This window comes from Anabaena sp. AL93 (assembly GCF_001672085.1).
GTDB classification, from domain to species: Bacteria; Cyanobacteriota; Cyanobacteriia; order Cyanobacteriales; family Nostocaceae; genus Dolichospermum; species Dolichospermum heterosporum.
Genome location: NZ_LJOU01000071.1, coordinates 18007 through 33765, shown reverse-complemented (window position 1 = coordinate 33765; position 15759 = coordinate 18007). Strand labels below are relative to the sequence as shown.

Here is a 15759-nt window from a genome sequence, read left to right as displayed (position 1 = left end):
CCCCCGACTCCCCCAACTTACCTGTCACCTACCTCAACAACCCAGTTAACAAAGATGCTGGACGTTGACTATGAGGCCAAGCGAAAGCATGACGGAAAGCTGCCTCTTGACAAGCTTGTAACTGTTGAAAATTGATAATGTCGTAAGTCAAAAGATTTTCATATTCAAACGGAAGACGCACATTATGTAAACCCGCATTATCCGTACAAATAGCGATATCAACTCCCGCTGCAAAACATCGGTCAAAAACCAACTTGAGTTGCCGAATATCCTGTAAAGTCCCTGTTTTTAAATAAGTTGTTGGACAAACCTCTAAACATTGTCCTCTTCTGGCAATTTCTGGCAGTAACTCAGGATACAAAAGCGGAACTTGGATTCCGTGACCAATTCGCATTAAATAGGGTAACAATTCTGGATAACAACCATCCTTAGTTTCATAAAGATGCCCTGTGGTGTTAATACCCAGTGAATGGGCATAATTATATAAACTAATCCATTCTTCCATGCGTTCATCATAATAGCGATCGCCACCAGCCACATCTATCGCACAAACATATTCTCTATTTTGCGCCGCCAAATCAATAATTGCCTTATTTACCTCAAAAGATAAACGGGAGTGCATACAAAGAATTTGACTAGTAACAATGGGATATTCGGGTACATGACTAGATTTACCCACAACATCTACAATCTCCGCCATCTTATCAATTCTTTCCTCTTGACTCAAATGTTCAGGAGTTCGTAAATAGGGAGTATAGCGTAATTCCAAATAAGCCAAATTCTCAAAAATATAAGCACCGCGTAATAAGCGGTAAATAAAGTAAGGTAAAGTCTCCACCGTTTGCACACTTTCCACAAGGGTATGCAATTCTAGATATTCATCCAAAGTATTACGAGGACGAGTATAAAAATCTTCAAACTCTGCATATTCACCAAAGCGAGAAATCAACTCAGTATTATGACGCTGGAAATATCGCCATAGGACACGAGGGACAACGGAACCACCTAAATGCCGATGTAATTCTGCATATAAAGCCATAGTGGTATTTCACCAGAAAAATTTCATCAATCTTAACAAAAACCACTATAAAAAACTAGGACTTACGAATTGACGCAGTTTACCAATTGTCTAAGTAGGTTGGTGTTGAAAATTGTCGTTATGGCAAGGCAAAAGGCACTCATGCAAGAGGCAAGAGTGAAGAGGGTTTGGGCGATTTTACATTTCTTTACACAGTTTGGTTTTATTGTGTTCACCTACTTATTCCCAATTACTGATTTATAAAAAGAAATATCAAGCTTGTAGTTTAAATCAACATTTTTTAGCTAATTAGTGAGATAATGAATTCGTGAGGCAAAGAACGGACATAACTATATTGTGAGAGGGGGAAATTTTATGAAACTTCAACTATTAGCCGTTATGGCCTTGATAACTCCCCTGTTTCTAGCTAGTTCAGTTCAAGCTGGCAGCCAAAAAGATTTACAGAAACTTTTGTCAACTAGAGAATGTGTCCAATGTAACCTATCAGGACTCAACCTCAGTGGTACTCATTTAATTGGTGCAGACTTACGAGGCGCAAATCTTCAGGGTGCTAACCTTACAAATGCTAACTTAGAAGGTGCTGACTTGACCGGAGCAAACTTAGCAGGTGCTAACTTAACATCAGCCTTTGTTACCAACGTCAATTTGAAAAAAGCTAACTTAAACGGCGCAAATCTTACCCGCGCCACAATTAATGATTCCAACGTCTATCAAGCATCAATGGACAATCTTAACATTACCGATGCTGGCATATATAACACAGGGATTGGTATTGGTGGCGAAGATGGAGCTAACTTTCCTGACTGGGATTAAGTAGATTAACTAGGACTTACGCACTATACAAATTAGACATGATATGTTTTATGCGTAGGGTGCGTCAGATGGAAAAATATGGCTAATGTGGTTAAATTATCGGGTCTGACGCACCCTACAAGAGACGAAAAACCGCAATCCATCTTTAGTAAAAGTTGTCAATGCGTAAGTCCTATTAACTTAGAGACTTCCAAATAAAAAAATGTCCCAAAACTGATGCAGAAATTCTCTCTCTGTGTACTCTGTGCCTCTGTGGTTCGTTTCTTAGGATAATTTATTTCTTGGAAGTCTCTTAGGAAACTCCAAAAAAAAGAGGCTATAGATATTTAAACTGTCTATAACCTCAAATTAAGTCTGGGTATTAAACTAACTGATTAAGCAAACGCCGCTTTCTTTAAAACGTCTACCTTATCAGTGTGTTCCCAGGGTAAATCCAAATCCGTTCTTCCTAAATGACCATAAGCTGCAACGTCCTGATAAAAACGTCCGCCTCTTTCACTTGGTAAGTTACGTAAATTGAACACATGGATAATTCCCGCTGGCCGGAGTTCAAAGTTTTCTTTGACTAAGTTCAACAGAATTTCATCATCCACTTTACCTGTACCGAAAGTATCAACAAAGATACTGACAGGACGCGCTACACCAATGGCGTAACTTAGCTGCACTTCACATTTTTCTGCTAACCCAGCCGCAACAATATTTTTTGCTGCATAACGAGCCGCATAAGCCGCAGAACGATCTACTTTCGTGGGGTCTTTACCGGAGAATGCACCACCACCATGTCGAGAATAACCACCGTAGGTATCAACAATGATTTTCCGTCCTGTTAAACCGGAATCTCCTTGGGGTCCACCAATGACAAACTTACCAGTGGGGTTAACTAAAAACTTGGTTTCCTCACTTGGTTTGATAGCAATATCACCAAATATAGGTTCTACTACTTCTGTCCACAGGTCAGCCTTAATCTTAGCCTGTACCCCAGCATCATCGGTAATATCCCCAATGGTAGCTGTATGTTGGGTAGAAATTAAGATGGTGTCAATGCCTACAGGTTTGCCATCTTCATAAACAATGGTAACTTGGGTTTTACCATCAGGACGCAGATAAGGGAGAATACCAGCTTTGCGAACTCCTGCCAATCTTCGGGCAATGCGGTGTGCTAAACTGATGGGTAAAGGCATCAGTTCTGGGGTTTCGTTACAAGCAAAACCAAACATGATCCCTTGATCACCAGCGCCGATTTTATCGAATAGTTCTTCACTATCCTCGGTTCTGGCTTCTTTAGCAGTATTTACACCTTGAGCAATATCCGCTGATTGTTCATCCAAGGCAATTAGAACACTAGCGCTATCCGCAGAAAAGCCGTTACCAGCGTCAGTATAGCCAATTTCCGCAATTTTTTTACGGGCAAGATTGACGTAATTGACATGAGCTTTAGTGGTAATTTCTCCAGTAATTAGCACCAAACCAGTATTAACTACAACTTCTGCTGCTACACGGCTATTAGGGTCTTCTGCTAATAGCGCGTCAATGATGGTATCCGAGATTTGATCACAAATTTTATCTGGATGACCTTCTGTAACTGACTCGGAAGTAAATAAATAGCGTCGAGACAAAGGAATTTCCTCCTGAAAGAATGTTTTCACTGATGAGATACATCAGTTACTAATTTCTGAAATCATAACAATATTTACAGTTTTTGGAATAAGTATCTTTTATCCCAGTGTCTAAAGGCTTGTGTGTATAACAAGAGGCACTCAGATCCCCGACTTCTTTGAGAAGTCGGGGATCTTGTTGTTGAAGTTCTAAATAGCCTGAGATTTGATCACCGTTACGGTTTTGGTAACTATAAAGGATACAATACTTCAAATACACGGTAGTGGTAACTATATCTTTATAAAACGACGGTGATGAAAAAAATTCTTATTTTAACCGCTAACCCCACCAACACAAAACCGTTGCGTTTAAGTGAGGAAGTCAGGGAAATTAAAAGTGCTTGGGAACGTTCCCAAAACCGTGAACAATTTACAATTATTGTAGAAGAGGCAGTCCGTCCTCAAGAACTTCGTCGTACCCTATTAGGTCATAAGCCAGATATTGTGCATTTCTCAGGACATGGTGGAGGAGAACAGGGTTTAGCTTTAATGGCAGATAATGGAGAAGCCTTTTTAGTCAAAGTTGCTCCTTTAGCCAAATTGTTTAAAGCATTACAAGAAATATTTTTTATTGATTGTGTTTTTCTCAATGCTTGTTATTCAGATGTACAAGCAGAAGGTATTTATCCTTATGTTAATTATGTCGTCGGGATGAATCAAAAAATTGGTGATGAAGCTGCTAAACAATTTGCGATTGGTTTTTACGATACTTTATTTGCAGGACAATTAATTAAAAGTGCTTTTGATTTAGGATGTAATGCTATTGAAATGGAAAATATTCCAGAGCATTTAACTCCGGTTTTGAGGACAAAAGATTCAACAACTAAAAAAGCTTTTATTCAGGGTGTACCTGAGTCGAAATCTGAACCTATTCAACCAAGAGATATTAATATTCCTTTTGAAAATTTAGATGGTCAAGTTCCTCTAAATTCCCCTTTCTATGTTGAACGTCCTCCCATTGAGGCTAACTGTTATACTGCTATTGTAAAACCTGGGGCATTAATTAGGATTAAAGCACCTCGACAAATGGGGAAAACTTCATTAATGAGTAGGATTTTACATCAAGGAGAAAAGCAAGGTTATCAAACAGGATTTATTAATTTATGGAGTCGAGAATTATTTAAAAATCTGGATAGTTTTTTAGAGTCTTTTTGTGCAAATGTCAGTTTAGAATTAGGGATTGAAGAAAAGATAGATCAATATTGGAAACCTCAGCGTTATAGCAGTCAAACTAATTGTACAAATTACTTCCAATCCTATCTTTTAAAAGAATTGAAACAGCCTGTAATTCTAGGATTAGATGAAGTAGATAGAATCTTTCAATATAGTGAAATTGCTGATGAATTTTTCACTATGTTACGTTCATGGCATGAAAAAGGCAAAAATAATGAAACTTGGCAAAAACTGAGATTAGTTATTTCCCATTCTCAAGAAGTTTATATTTCTTTGGATGTGAATAAATCTCCTTTTAATGTGGGTTTACCAATTGATTTAAATAAGTTTAGTTTAGCACAGGTTCAGGATTTAGTTAAACGACATGGATTGCAATGGTCAGATACAGAAATTAATCAATTAATGGGGATGATTGACGGTCATCCTTATTTGGTGAGAACAGCATTATATCATATTGCTACTAACGACTTAACTTTAAAGCAATTTTTAGCAATTGCTCCCACTGAAGAAGGATTATATGAAGACCATTTATATCGTCATCTTTTGATTTTAGAAGAAAATAAACAACTAAAATCAGCTATGTTAAAATTGGTTAATAGTGATGATGCTGTTACCTTAGAACCAATTTATGCTTTTAAATTAAAAAGCATGGGATTGGCAGAATCAAAAGGTAATAAGGTAATTCCCCTGTGTAATTTATATCGGCTTTATTTTAGCGATCGCTTGCAAGATTAATTGATGTCATTTAAAATAATGACAATTAACTAAATCTAACCAGAGTTATTTTGTTATAAACATAAACCGCCCTGAACTTTAGTTCTGGGCTAATAACTAAAGTCCGTTGAAACGGACTGTGAATTTTTCTTCAGTCGTCTTTAGACGACTTTTGCTATTAGACTCAGAATTCATTCTGAGGCGGGCTATGTAATTTGTATCGGCTTTATTTCTGCGATCGCTTGCAAGATTAATTGATGTCATTTAAAATAATGACAATTAACTAAATCTAACCAGAGTTATTTTGTTATAAACATAAACCGCCCTGAACTTTAGTTCTGGGCTAATAACTAAAGTCCGTTGAAACGGACTGTGAATTTTTCTTCAGTCGTCTTTAGACGACTTTTGCTATTAGACTCAGAATTCATTCTGAGGCGGGCTATGTAATTTGTATCGGCTTTATTTCTGCGATCGCTTGCAAGATTAGTTGATGTCATTTAAAATATAACAAAGTAGATCCTCGACTTCTGGCATTGGTTTATAATTGATTGACATCATCAAGGAAGAAGTCGGGGATTTTAACCCCCCTAATTTAAGATTATGACTAAAATTTTCACCGCTTATATTGAATATGATGCCGATACCAAATTATATGTAGGAATTATTCCCGCTATTCGAGGAGTTCATACTCAAGGATCGACTTTAGACGAATTACAACAGAATTTAAAAGAAGTCTTAGAATTATGTTTAGAAGAATCTCAAGAAGATTTAAGTCAATTACCTCAATTTATCGGTATTCAACAAATTAAATGGAAAACTTAACCTCAGTGAACTATGAATATCAAGTAGGTGGTTCGCTCCCAGCTTCTGCTCCTACTTATGTCACCAGAAAAGCCGATAATGAACTATATCAAGCTATAAAAAAGGGAGAATTTTGTTATGTTTTAAACTCCCGACAAATGGGTAAATCTTCTTTAAGAGTTCAGACAATGAAACGACTTAAAGAAGTAGATGGATTTGCTTGTGCTGCTATTGATTTAACTGATATTGGTTCAGCCAATATTACTCCTTTACAATGGTATGCAGGAATTATTAATGAATTAATTAATACCTTTGAATTAAATGAAAAATGTGATATAGACAGTTGGTGGGATAAATATGATCAAGAATCTTTATCTGCGGTGAATTTCTTTGGTAATTTTCTCCGAGATATTCTTTTAAAATATGTTGAATCAAATATTGTTATTTTTATAGATGAAATTGATAGTATCATCAGTTTAGATTTTAATGTTGATGATTTTTTCGCTTTAATTCGCTCTTTTTATAATCGTCGAGTTGATAATACTGAATATAATCGTCTGAGTTTTGTGTTATTAGGAGTAGCTACTCCCAGCGATTTAATTCAAGATAAAACGCGGACTCCTTTTAATATTGGCTATGGGGTGGAATTAACAGGTTTTACCTTTGCAGAATCTCAAGCATTAACAAAGGGATTAAGTGTTAAAACTAATCACCCAGAAAAGTTATTAGAATTAATTTTAAATTGGACTGGGGGACAACCTTTTTTAACTCAAAAAGTCTGTAATTTAGTTTTAAATTCTTCTGATTTATCTGAAAGAAATGAAGAAGAATGGTTAGAGAATTTAATTAGAACTAATATTATTGAAAATTGGCAAGCAAAAGATGAACCGGAACATTTACGCACCATTGAAAGACGGATTTTAATTGATGAACAAATGGTAGGTGAATTATTAGATATTTATCAAAATATTTATCAACAGGGAGAAATAGTTAGTCAGAATACTGGAGAGGAAGGAAAGTTACAGTTGTCGGGTTTGGTGGTGAAAAGAAATAATCACTTACAAATTTATAATCCCATTTATCGAGAGGTTTTTAATCAACAATGGATTGATAATCAATTAGCTGCTTTACGTCCCTATTCTGAGTCTTTCAATGATTGGGTAAAATCAGATTATTCGCATAAGCACCTGTTAAAAGGTAAGGTGTTAAAAGAAGCTACAGTTTGGGCAAAAGATAAAAGATTAAGCTCTTTAGATAAACAGTATTTAGATGATTCTCAAAAATTAGAATATAAAAAAAATATTAAGAATATATTTGTGGTTTTCGCAAGTGTTGCTACAGGGGTGGTAGTTGGACTTATCGGTGCATTTAGGTGGTATCAGTATAAATATGCTCTTTGTCCTATTGGAGAAAGAATAGAAGGGAGTGATAAATGTGTTAGAAATATTAAAACTAGTGGTGAACAATCGAAAATATTTATTGATGATATAAATTTCCATCTGGATAAGGGAAGCGAATATTTTAAAAAAGGAGATTATGAAAATGCAAAGAATTTTTTTTATTTAGCTAAAGAGGCTAATCGTAATGACCCAATTCCCCAAATATATTTGAATAATACTAAAGCCAGGTTAGCAAGTCAAGCAGGGAAAGGAAAACCTTTAAAACTAGCAGTTGTAGCCGGAATTGATTTTTACAAATTTACGGCCGAAGAAATTTTTATGGGTGTAGCTGATGCTCAAGATGAATTTAATAAAAGTGGAGGAAAAAATGGCAGATTGCTAGAGATAGTTATTGCAAATGATGGTAATGAACCAGAAATATCAAAAAAAGTAGCAGAAAAGTTAGTTAATGAGTCAGATATTTTAGGAATTATTGGACATCATTCAAGTGATAGTAGTGAGGTAGCAATACCTATTTACAGACGAAAAAGATTAGCAATAGTATCTCCTTCAAGTTCTAGCAGCAAATTGAAGGACGATGTATTTTTTCGAGTTATTCAAACTACAACAGAAGCAGCCAAACTTTATGCAAAGTATATCAAAAATACTTTACATTCAGATAGTATAGCAATTTTTTACGATCAGAAAAGTGTTTATGGTCAAAGTTTGCAAGAAGATTTTATAAAAGCTTTTGATGATTTAGGAGGAAAAGTTGATATTAATAATACTTCTGTTTTTGATCGGGAACAAACAAGTCCACCAAATGTTGATGCAGAAATTGATATAATGATATCAAACCAAATAAAAACAGTTTTTTTAATACCTGGTGTAAAAACAAATTCAATATTAAGAGCTCTTGCAAGAGCGAGTCAGAAAAAAACAAAAAAACTGAACATAGAAAACCTAAACATAATATTCCCTATGTCTGTTTTTGAAGAGCCAACTTTAGATATAGGAGGTGATGCTGTTGAGGGTGCAAGTTTGGCCACACCTTGTGTAAACAAAACATCTTTATATATGAAAGATGCAATAAAAAGATGGCAACAAAAAAATATTTATTGGCGTACCATGACTGGATATGATGCAACCCAAGCATTCATTGGAGCTATTAATAAATCATCGAATGAACCGACAAGATCAGAAATTCTCAAGAATTTGAAAACTCTGACACTCCCTGTTGAAAAAACCTCTGGCTATGGATTAAATTGGTCAAAGGAAAATGGCTATTTGTATCAATCTAATATTAATAGTTCATATTGTATGTATAAGATTGAAAATGGTCAATTTAAAGAAGTTTTGGTTAAGTAGTCTACCGGAAACTTATCCAATTTATTCCACATTAGCGACAATCATTGATTTTGTTGGGTTTCACTGCTTTATGGGTTGGTTCATAAGGCAATAATGAATGAATTATAACTTGCTTAGTTTCCTCTTCTCTTCTTTTGCGGAGTATTTCAAATAGAAAATCTTGATCTTCTTTTGATAAACTGGCCAGTGAATTAATAATTTCTTGCAATGTTATCATAAAATCTCTAACACTTTCATCATTGGCAAATTATAGCACAATCTCCCAGTCGAAAGCTTCCCGTTATTCAAAAAGCCTTTTTGCATTTCCGCCGCTTCTGGGTTAGAGTGAATATATCTAAGGATATAGAAACACCTGACGGCATTTATGACGAGTTAACTTAAATTCACGGTTATTGCAACGAGTGGTAATATGATAAGTGTACCCTGGTATTGAGTCGCGCTTTGGTCGTGGCATTAGATGTCATAATGAAATTTTACTCAATAGTTACATCATGCCAGCAAAAGATATATACCATAATGAAGTCAAAACGGCTTTAATAAAAGACGGTTGGACTATCACAGATGACCCTTACTTTATTAAATATGAAGATGCTGAACTTTACGCAGACCTAGCAGCAGAAAAACCTATAGCAGCAGAACGTCAGGGACAGAAAATTGTGGTAGAAATCAAGAGTTTTGTGGGTAAGTCGCAGATGTATGATTTTCATAATGCCTTGGGACAATACATAGTTTATCGGAAACTTATTCAACTTACTGCACCAGAATATAAACTTTATTTAGCTATTGATGATGTTGTGTATGAAAAGTTTTTTCAACGTAAGTCTGTACAAGCAGTCATCCAAGAAAATCAACTTTTATTAATAGTTGTGAATACAGAAAAGGAGGAAATTGAACAATGGATAAACTAGAACGATATCGTCATGCTATCAAAAAGATATTGACAGAATATTACGAAATGAGTAATCCTCAAAATGTTGAAAATGGCAAAATGGAGGCTAGTGAACGTTTAGCTTTTGATGAAAACAGAGATCAATATATTTGGTTTCGATTTGGCTGGGATGACAAAAAACAAATACAGCATATTATCATCTATCTTTGCATCAAAAACGGTAAAGTTTGGGTAGAAGAAGATGCAACTAATTTATGTGTTGTTGATGATTTGCTATCAACAGGAATACCTCAAAGCGATATTATTTTAGGTTTCCAGCATCCCAGTAAACGCAGTTTAACAGAATTTGCTACTGCTTGAATAGGTGACTATTCGTTATTCAAAAAGCCTTTTTGCATTTCCGCCGCTTTTGGGTTAGCGTAAATATATCTGAGTATAGAGAAACACCTGACGGCTTTTGTGACGAGTTAATTAAAATTCACGGTTGTTGCAACGAGTGGTAATATGATAACTGTATCCTAGTATTAAGTCGCGCTTTGGTCGTGGCATCAGATGACGGTTACATTGTAAAAGATAATTTACCTTTATGTCACAACTAACGCCGATTCAACTAGAAGACGGAACAATTATCTATATCGAAGCATCAGAAAATATTGCTGTATCTATTCCCCAACCTCCAAAAAACGAGAACCTAGATTTTCTAATTCCCACCCCTGAACAAGCAGACCGCAGTTTTGGCTTAGAAAAACTGAATGAAAAACTGAATATTAAAGAACAGGGAGACAAACTCCAAAAAACTATTCAATCCTATTCAAAACATATTATTCAATCCTTCAAAGATTTAGCTTTAGCCGAAGTTTCTGAAGTTACTTTAGAATTTGGCGTTAATGTGGGAGGAATGACAGGAATCCCTTATATTGTCACAGGAGAAACCAGCAGTAATATCAAAATTACCGTTAAATGTAAATTTAATCAGAAATAAATTTTGTCAGAATCAGGTGGTTATCGAGCGAAGTCGAGATAATGTCCACCGATTAAAGGATGCACAGGATGTTATTGTTGAATTAATCTAGGAATTTTCGGTATTCTAGTGTTTAGAGAATGTTGTTTATTTTAGGCATTTACAAAATATTCTTTTTCACTCATCATCATAATCCTTATAATCCTTAATTCTGTCACAATCAAATAATATTCAAATATACTGCAAACGGTTTATAGTTTAACCAAATATGAAACCCCTCTTGTAAACCTCTCCCCGCAACGGGGAGAGGCTTTGAGCCTATTCGTTGTATTATAACCTATCTTCCGCACCCTCAACTGTCACAATCGGTTTTTACTGTTTTTTATGATGAAATGAGGATGTATTATATACAGAATCTCAATGAATTAACGGATACATGATGCCGACAAGGCATAATTTATATCCAGAAATCAAGAGAAAATCAAGTGATAATACTATGTGACACCCCAGGGTGCGGAATGTGGGTTATAAAAAAGTCCAAGTTCTAGCCGTTTTGAGTATAACAATCCTGTAAATCCTCAAATCCTGGAAATCCTGATTCAGACAAAATATTCACTTAATTCTGTCACAATCAAACAATACAGCAATTCTCGCTCTAATGAAATACAATGGAGGGCGCAGGCCCTGCGCCCCTACGTGCCACAATCAAATAATATTCAAATAACAATCCTGCAAATCCTCAAATCCTGGAAATCCTGATTCAGACAAAATATTCACTTAATTCTGTCACAATCAAACAATACAGCAATTCTCGCTCTAATGAAATACAATGGAGGGCGCAGGCCCTGCGCCCCTACGTGCCACAATCAAATAATATTCAAATAACAATCCTGTAAATCCTCAAATCCTGGAAATCCTGATTCAGACAAAATATTCACTTAATTCTGTCACAATCAAACAATACAGCAATTCTCGCTCTAATGAAATACAATGGAGGGCGCAGTCCCTGCGCCCCTACGTGCCACAATCAAATAATATTCAAATAACAATCCTGTAAATCCTCAAATCCTGGACATCCTGATTCAGACAAAATATTCACTTAATTCTGTCACAATCAAACAATACAGCAATTCTCGCTCTAATGAAATACAATGGAGGGCGCAGTCCCTGCGCCCCTACGTGCCACAATCAAATAATATCCCAATAACAATCCTGCAAATCCTCAAATCCTGGACATCCTGATTCAGACAAAATATTCACTTAATTCTGCCACAATCAAACAATATCCCAATAACAATCCTGCAAATCCTCAAATCCTGGACATCCTGATTCAGACAAAATATTCACTTAATTCTGCCACAATCAAACAATATCCCAATAACAATCCTGCAAATCCTCAAATCCTGGACATCCTGATTCAGACAAAAAAAAGAGGGAACATATTTAACTGTTCCCCCTGAACTTTGACACAAACTGCTGTTTTAGACTTGAACTGCTAATTTTGCTTCTTTAGCTGTCAATCGCTCATAAGCATCACGCATTTTCAACCCTGTCAATACTTGGAATAAACCAGTACCATTATTAGAGCCTGGATATTCACGGTGTTGTAGTAACAAGTGAGTCATCTCACCTTGATATTTGGTGGATGTTTTGCTCAAATGAGTTTCGATGTAAATTACTTCATCGAGGTTATCAAATTGACCGTCTACTTCTAAAACAGAGACGTAACGACCATAGTAAACATCAGTACCGTAGTAAAGCTGCATACCGGGGTAAGAACAGGTCAGTTTGCGTCCGCAAGGAGTCCACTGAATCGTTGAACCCTCGTCAAACAGGTAACTTGGCTCAAAGCCTTCTTTACCTTCCCGTTGTAACATCCGTACCCGTAAAACTTTACGTTCTGTATCGTTTTTAATTAAGTTTGTGGGTAATACTTGCAGAACCACGTCAGCAAATTCTCTTTGTGGTTCGATGAATTTTTCAAAATCAGGTTTACGAGAATTGATTTGTGCTAGAACATCTTCATAGCGGTGACCTCTTTCAGCCATATCGCGTTGAATTTTCCAAGCAATTTTGACTTCATCGCTGATATCAAAATAAACGCTGAAGTCTAGAAGCGCTCTTACTCGTTCATCATACAAGGGATGCAGCCCTTCTACAACAATAATATGATTTGGCTCAATCCATTCTGGTGGATCAATCATGCCAGTTTCATGGTTATAAATTGGCTTATGAATCGCCTGACCTTCTTTAAGAGACTTAATTTGTTCATACATTAAGTCAAAGTTATTTGCTCTGGGGTCAAGTGCAGTTATGCCTGTTTCTTTACGTTGTTTACGATCTAGGCAATGATAGTCATCTAAACAGATAACTGTCATAAATTCTTCGCCAAATAAATCAATCAACCGACGCAAAAACGTAGATTTACCGCACCCAGAGTCTCCGGCTACTCCAATTAGTACCACGCGTTCCGGCTTAGTCATAAATTCCCTCTAAATACTAAATGTGTCAATCAATAATTTTTCTCACAGCAGATTCTGAATCTAGGAGCTTACCCCAACGGTATTGTCCTACGTTCTGGCTATCCAGCATAACGATGACAGATTTCAACAAATAACTTGTACGCCTATAGCAGTTACTCGTCCTAATTAGCCTAATTTTATGGCTGGTAAGTATTTAATCTTAGTGTTGCCCTAAATTTTAACAGAATGGGGTGTACTCTCACAAGATTTACCTTAAGAACGAATCTAGTTCCCTAGCAATTATCTGTTTAACATTCTGCCATAGATGATACATTTTTTTAGATTTGAGAGAAAATAGGAGTTAGCACTTCGGCTGACTTCGACAAACTCAGTACAAGTCCCTCTGTTACCAGTCAGGAAGAAGGAAGAAAGCTTGTGAGTATTTGATAGTACAGCGTGGCGTATGGCTCAACTCGCACTACGCTAAATTCATGTATTATTTTAACACTGTACTTAATTTACCTGGAATGTACTGTACCTATAGGAATCCGGTTTGATTCTGTGAATTTACTTGTGTGGTCAGGGAAAAGGGAAAAGGGAAAAGGGAACAGGGAACAGGAAAGACAGAATTGATACCTATTGAGTCTTGTTTAAAAATCAAATAGGAGTCCTATATAAAATTGATTATTAATAAAGTCCGTTACTGCACCGTCATGGTAAGATGGTACTGGTAGTTTTAGAAATCAAAAAGCTTTTTTTGCAAACCCAGGATTTTTGCAGGATCAATATGCAGTAGAATATTTGATTAACAAGCCTAAAACTATGTAGTTCGAGAAAAAAAGATTAAAGTGATTCACTATTAACATTCTCGCAAAGACTTATCCTCTAATTTAGAAGGTGAACAGGTGTGTTTTTTGCCATGCCTACTGGTCTTGGGCGAGTGTACTGAGCAAGGCATCATCATAAATGATGTCGTTTTCCCAGATGGCTAGTTTTGTGATCCGAAAATCCGGTAAACTAAACCTCGCATAAGGATGGGAATGATTTTTTTTTGATAAACGGTTAAGTAAATATCGGAGTGTTAGAAGGAATGTACAATCAAGGTGCTGTTGAGGGTGCTGCCAATATAGAATCAGGTAGCCGCGTCTTCGTTTACGAAGTGGTGGGTCTGCGTCAGGTTGAAGAAACTGATCAAACCAACTACCAAATTCGTAGAAGTGGCAGTGTATTCATCAGAGTACCTTACAACCGCATGAATCAAGAAATGCGACGGATCACTCGCCTGGGCGGTAAAATTGTTAGTATCCAATCTGTTACAGCTTTACAGCAACTCAATCGCAAAGTTGACTTAGTAGTTAACGAAAAAGTTGAATTGGCAACTGCTGACATTAAAGTTAGCAGTGAAGTCGCGGCTGAAGTAAGTGCTAACAAAGATGAACATGGTAAATCCACACCTGTAAGTAATGTTAGTGAAGCTAAAGGCTTTGCTAAAACACCAGCTAAGGATAAGAAAGGCAACTCCATGACTCAAGCAAAAGCCAAAAAAGATGCTCATGCTGATGTTCCTGTGAACATTTACCGTCCTAATGCTCCGTTTATTGGTAAGTGTATTTCTAATGAAACATTAGTTAAAGAAGGTGGAATTGGGATTGTTCAACATCTCAAGTTTGACCTGTCTGCTGGCAACTTGAGGTATTTAGAAGGACAAAGTATTGGGATTATTCCTCCTGGTGTAGATAAGAATGGTAAGCCTGAAAAACTCAGACTGTACTCCATTGCTTCTACTCGTCACGGGGATAATCTAGATGATAAAACAATATCTCTGTGTGTTCGTCAGTTAGAGTATAAGCATCCAGAAACAGGTGAAACGGTTTATGGTGTTTGTTCTACCTATCTGACTAAAATTAAACCAGGTGATGATGTCAAAATCACTGGTCCTGTTGGTAAGGAAATGTTATTGCCGGAAGATCCTGAAGCTAATGTGATCATGTTAGCAACAGGTACAGGTATTGCGCCTATGCGGACTTACCTGTGGCGGATGTTTAAGGATGCAGAAAGAAAAGCTAACCCAGAATATCAATTTCAAGGATTTTCCTGGTTGTTGTTTGGTGTGCCAACATCTCCCAATATTCTCTACAAAGAAGAATTGGAAGCAATGCAAGAGAAATATCCCAAAAACTTCCGTCTTACCTATGCTATCAGCCGGGAACAAAATAACCCCGCAGGTGGCAGAATGTATATCCAAGACCGAGTTGCAGAACACGCTGATGAATTGTGGCAGTTGATTAAAAACGAAAAAACTCACACTTACATCTGCGGTTTGCGCGGTATGGAAGATGGCATTGATGCTGCTTTAAGTGCTGCTGCGGCTAAAGAAGGTGTAGTTTGGAGTGATTACCAAAAGGATCTAAAAAAAGCTCACCGCTGGCACGTAGAAACATACTAATTTGTTATTGGTCAATGGTGAGTGGTCATTGGTCATTGGTTATTAGACAATTAAAAGCA

At 36.4% G+C, this 15759-nt stretch carries 14 protein-coding genes; 8 read left to right on the top strand and 6 right to left on the bottom strand.

The features are described from left to right. Nucleotides 1–28: 28 nt before the first annotated feature. A complete protein-coding gene (locus tag AN486_RS18120) occupies nucleotides 29–1039 on the bottom strand; it encodes an adenosine deaminase (protein WP_290601916.1) in 1011 nt (336 codons plus the stop codon). A gap of 354 nt (nucleotides 1040–1393) precedes the next feature. On the opposite strand from AN486_RS18120, the gene AN486_RS18115 reads away from it, so the two are divergent. Then, a complete protein-coding gene (locus AN486_RS18115) occupies nucleotides 1394–1852 on the top strand; it encodes a pentapeptide repeat-containing protein (RefSeq protein WP_053537895.1) in 459 nt (152 codons plus the stop codon). A 374-nt stretch (nucleotides 1853–2226) separates the two neighbouring features. On the opposite strand, the gene metK is transcribed toward AN486_RS18115, so the two are convergent. Next, on the bottom strand, nucleotides 2227–3468 hold the full coding sequence (metK, locus tag AN486_RS18110) for a methionine adenosyltransferase (protein ID WP_053541169.1): 1242 nt from the start codon (nucleotides 3466–3468) through the stop codon (nucleotides 2227–2229). 294 nt (nucleotides 3469–3762) lie between these two features. Here metK and AN486_RS18105 point away from each other — a divergent pair, with 294 nt between their 5' ends. Continuing rightward, on the top strand, nucleotides 3763–5415 hold the full coding sequence (locus tag AN486_RS18105) for an AAA-like domain-containing protein (RefSeq protein ID WP_168635756.1): 1653 nt from the start codon (nucleotides 3763–3765) through the stop codon (nucleotides 5413–5415). Between the two features lie 96 nt (nucleotides 5416–5511). Here AN486_RS18105 and AN486_RS18100 read toward each other — a convergent pair whose 3' ends face one another. Together AN486_RS18100 and AN486_RS18095 are read right to left on the bottom strand one after the other, a co-directional pair. Further along, nucleotides 5512–5658: a hypothetical protein gene (locus AN486_RS18100; protein ID WP_199924367.1), complete on the bottom strand. Its 147-nt coding sequence runs from the start codon at nucleotides 5656–5658 to the stop codon at nucleotides 5512–5514. A gap of 86 nt (nucleotides 5659–5744) precedes the next feature. Then, the gene (locus AN486_RS18095) at nucleotides 5745–5891 is read right to left on the bottom strand and encodes a hypothetical protein (protein ID WP_168635757.1); all 147 of its coding nucleotides are present in this window, start codon (nucleotides 5889–5891) and stop codon (nucleotides 5745–5747) included. A 103-nt stretch (nucleotides 5892–5994) separates the two neighbouring features. Between AN486_RS18095 and AN486_RS18090 the strand changes: the two genes are divergently transcribed. Together AN486_RS18090 and AN486_RS18085 are read left to right on the top strand one after the other, a co-directional pair. Beyond that, nucleotides 5995–6216 (top strand): type II toxin-antitoxin system HicB family antitoxin, encoded by a 222-nt coding sequence (locus AN486_RS18090; protein WP_168635758.1) that lies wholly within the window; start codon nucleotides 5995–5997, stop codon nucleotides 6214–6216. Further along, nucleotides 6204–8942, top strand: a complete 2739-nt coding sequence (locus AN486_RS18085; protein WP_168635759.1) for an AAA-like domain-containing protein — start codon at nucleotides 6204–6206, stop codon at nucleotides 8940–8942. Before AN486_RS18090 ends, AN486_RS18085 begins: the two co-directional genes overlap by 13 nt. A 31-nt stretch (nucleotides 8943–8973) precedes the next feature. Here AN486_RS18085 and AN486_RS18080 read toward each other — a convergent pair whose 3' ends face one another. Further along, nucleotides 8974–9159 (bottom strand): hypothetical protein, encoded by a 186-nt coding sequence (locus tag AN486_RS18080; RefSeq protein ID WP_168635760.1) that lies wholly within the window; start codon nucleotides 9157–9159, stop codon nucleotides 8974–8976. A 274-nt stretch (nucleotides 9160–9433) separates the two neighbouring features. On the opposite strand from AN486_RS18080, the gene AN486_RS18075 reads away from it, so the two are divergent. The 3 genes from AN486_RS18075 (at nucleotide 9434) to AN486_RS18065 (ending at nucleotide 10813) form a co-directional block, all read left to right on the top strand. Continuing rightward, entirely contained in the window at nucleotides 9434–9850 is a 417-nt protein-coding gene (locus AN486_RS18075) for a XisH family protein (RefSeq protein WP_053541168.1), read from the top strand. After that, a complete protein-coding gene (locus tag AN486_RS18070; RefSeq protein WP_168635761.1) occupies nucleotides 9838–10191 on the top strand; it encodes a XisI protein in 354 nt (117 codons plus the stop codon). The genes AN486_RS18075 and AN486_RS18070 overlap by 13 nt, the downstream gene beginning before the upstream one ends. 226 nt (nucleotides 10192–10417) lie before the next feature. Beyond that, nucleotides 10418–10813: a CU044_2847 family protein gene (locus tag AN486_RS18065; protein WP_053537891.1), complete on the top strand. Its 396-nt coding sequence runs from the start codon at nucleotides 10418–10420 to the stop codon at nucleotides 10811–10813. 1460 nt (nucleotides 10814–12273) lie between these two features. Here the strand turns inward: AN486_RS18065 and AN486_RS18060 are convergent. After that, nucleotides 12274–13275: a phosphoribulokinase gene (locus AN486_RS18060; protein WP_053537890.1), complete on the bottom strand. Its 1002-nt coding sequence runs from the start codon at nucleotides 13273–13275 to the stop codon at nucleotides 12274–12276. A gap of 1069 nt (nucleotides 13276–14344) precedes the next feature. Here AN486_RS18060 and petH point away from each other — a divergent pair. Then, entirely contained in the window at nucleotides 14345–15700 is a 1356-nt protein-coding gene (petH, locus tag AN486_RS18055) for a ferredoxin--NADP reductase (RefSeq protein WP_290601915.1), read from the top strand. Nucleotides 15701–15759: the final 59 nt, after the last annotated feature.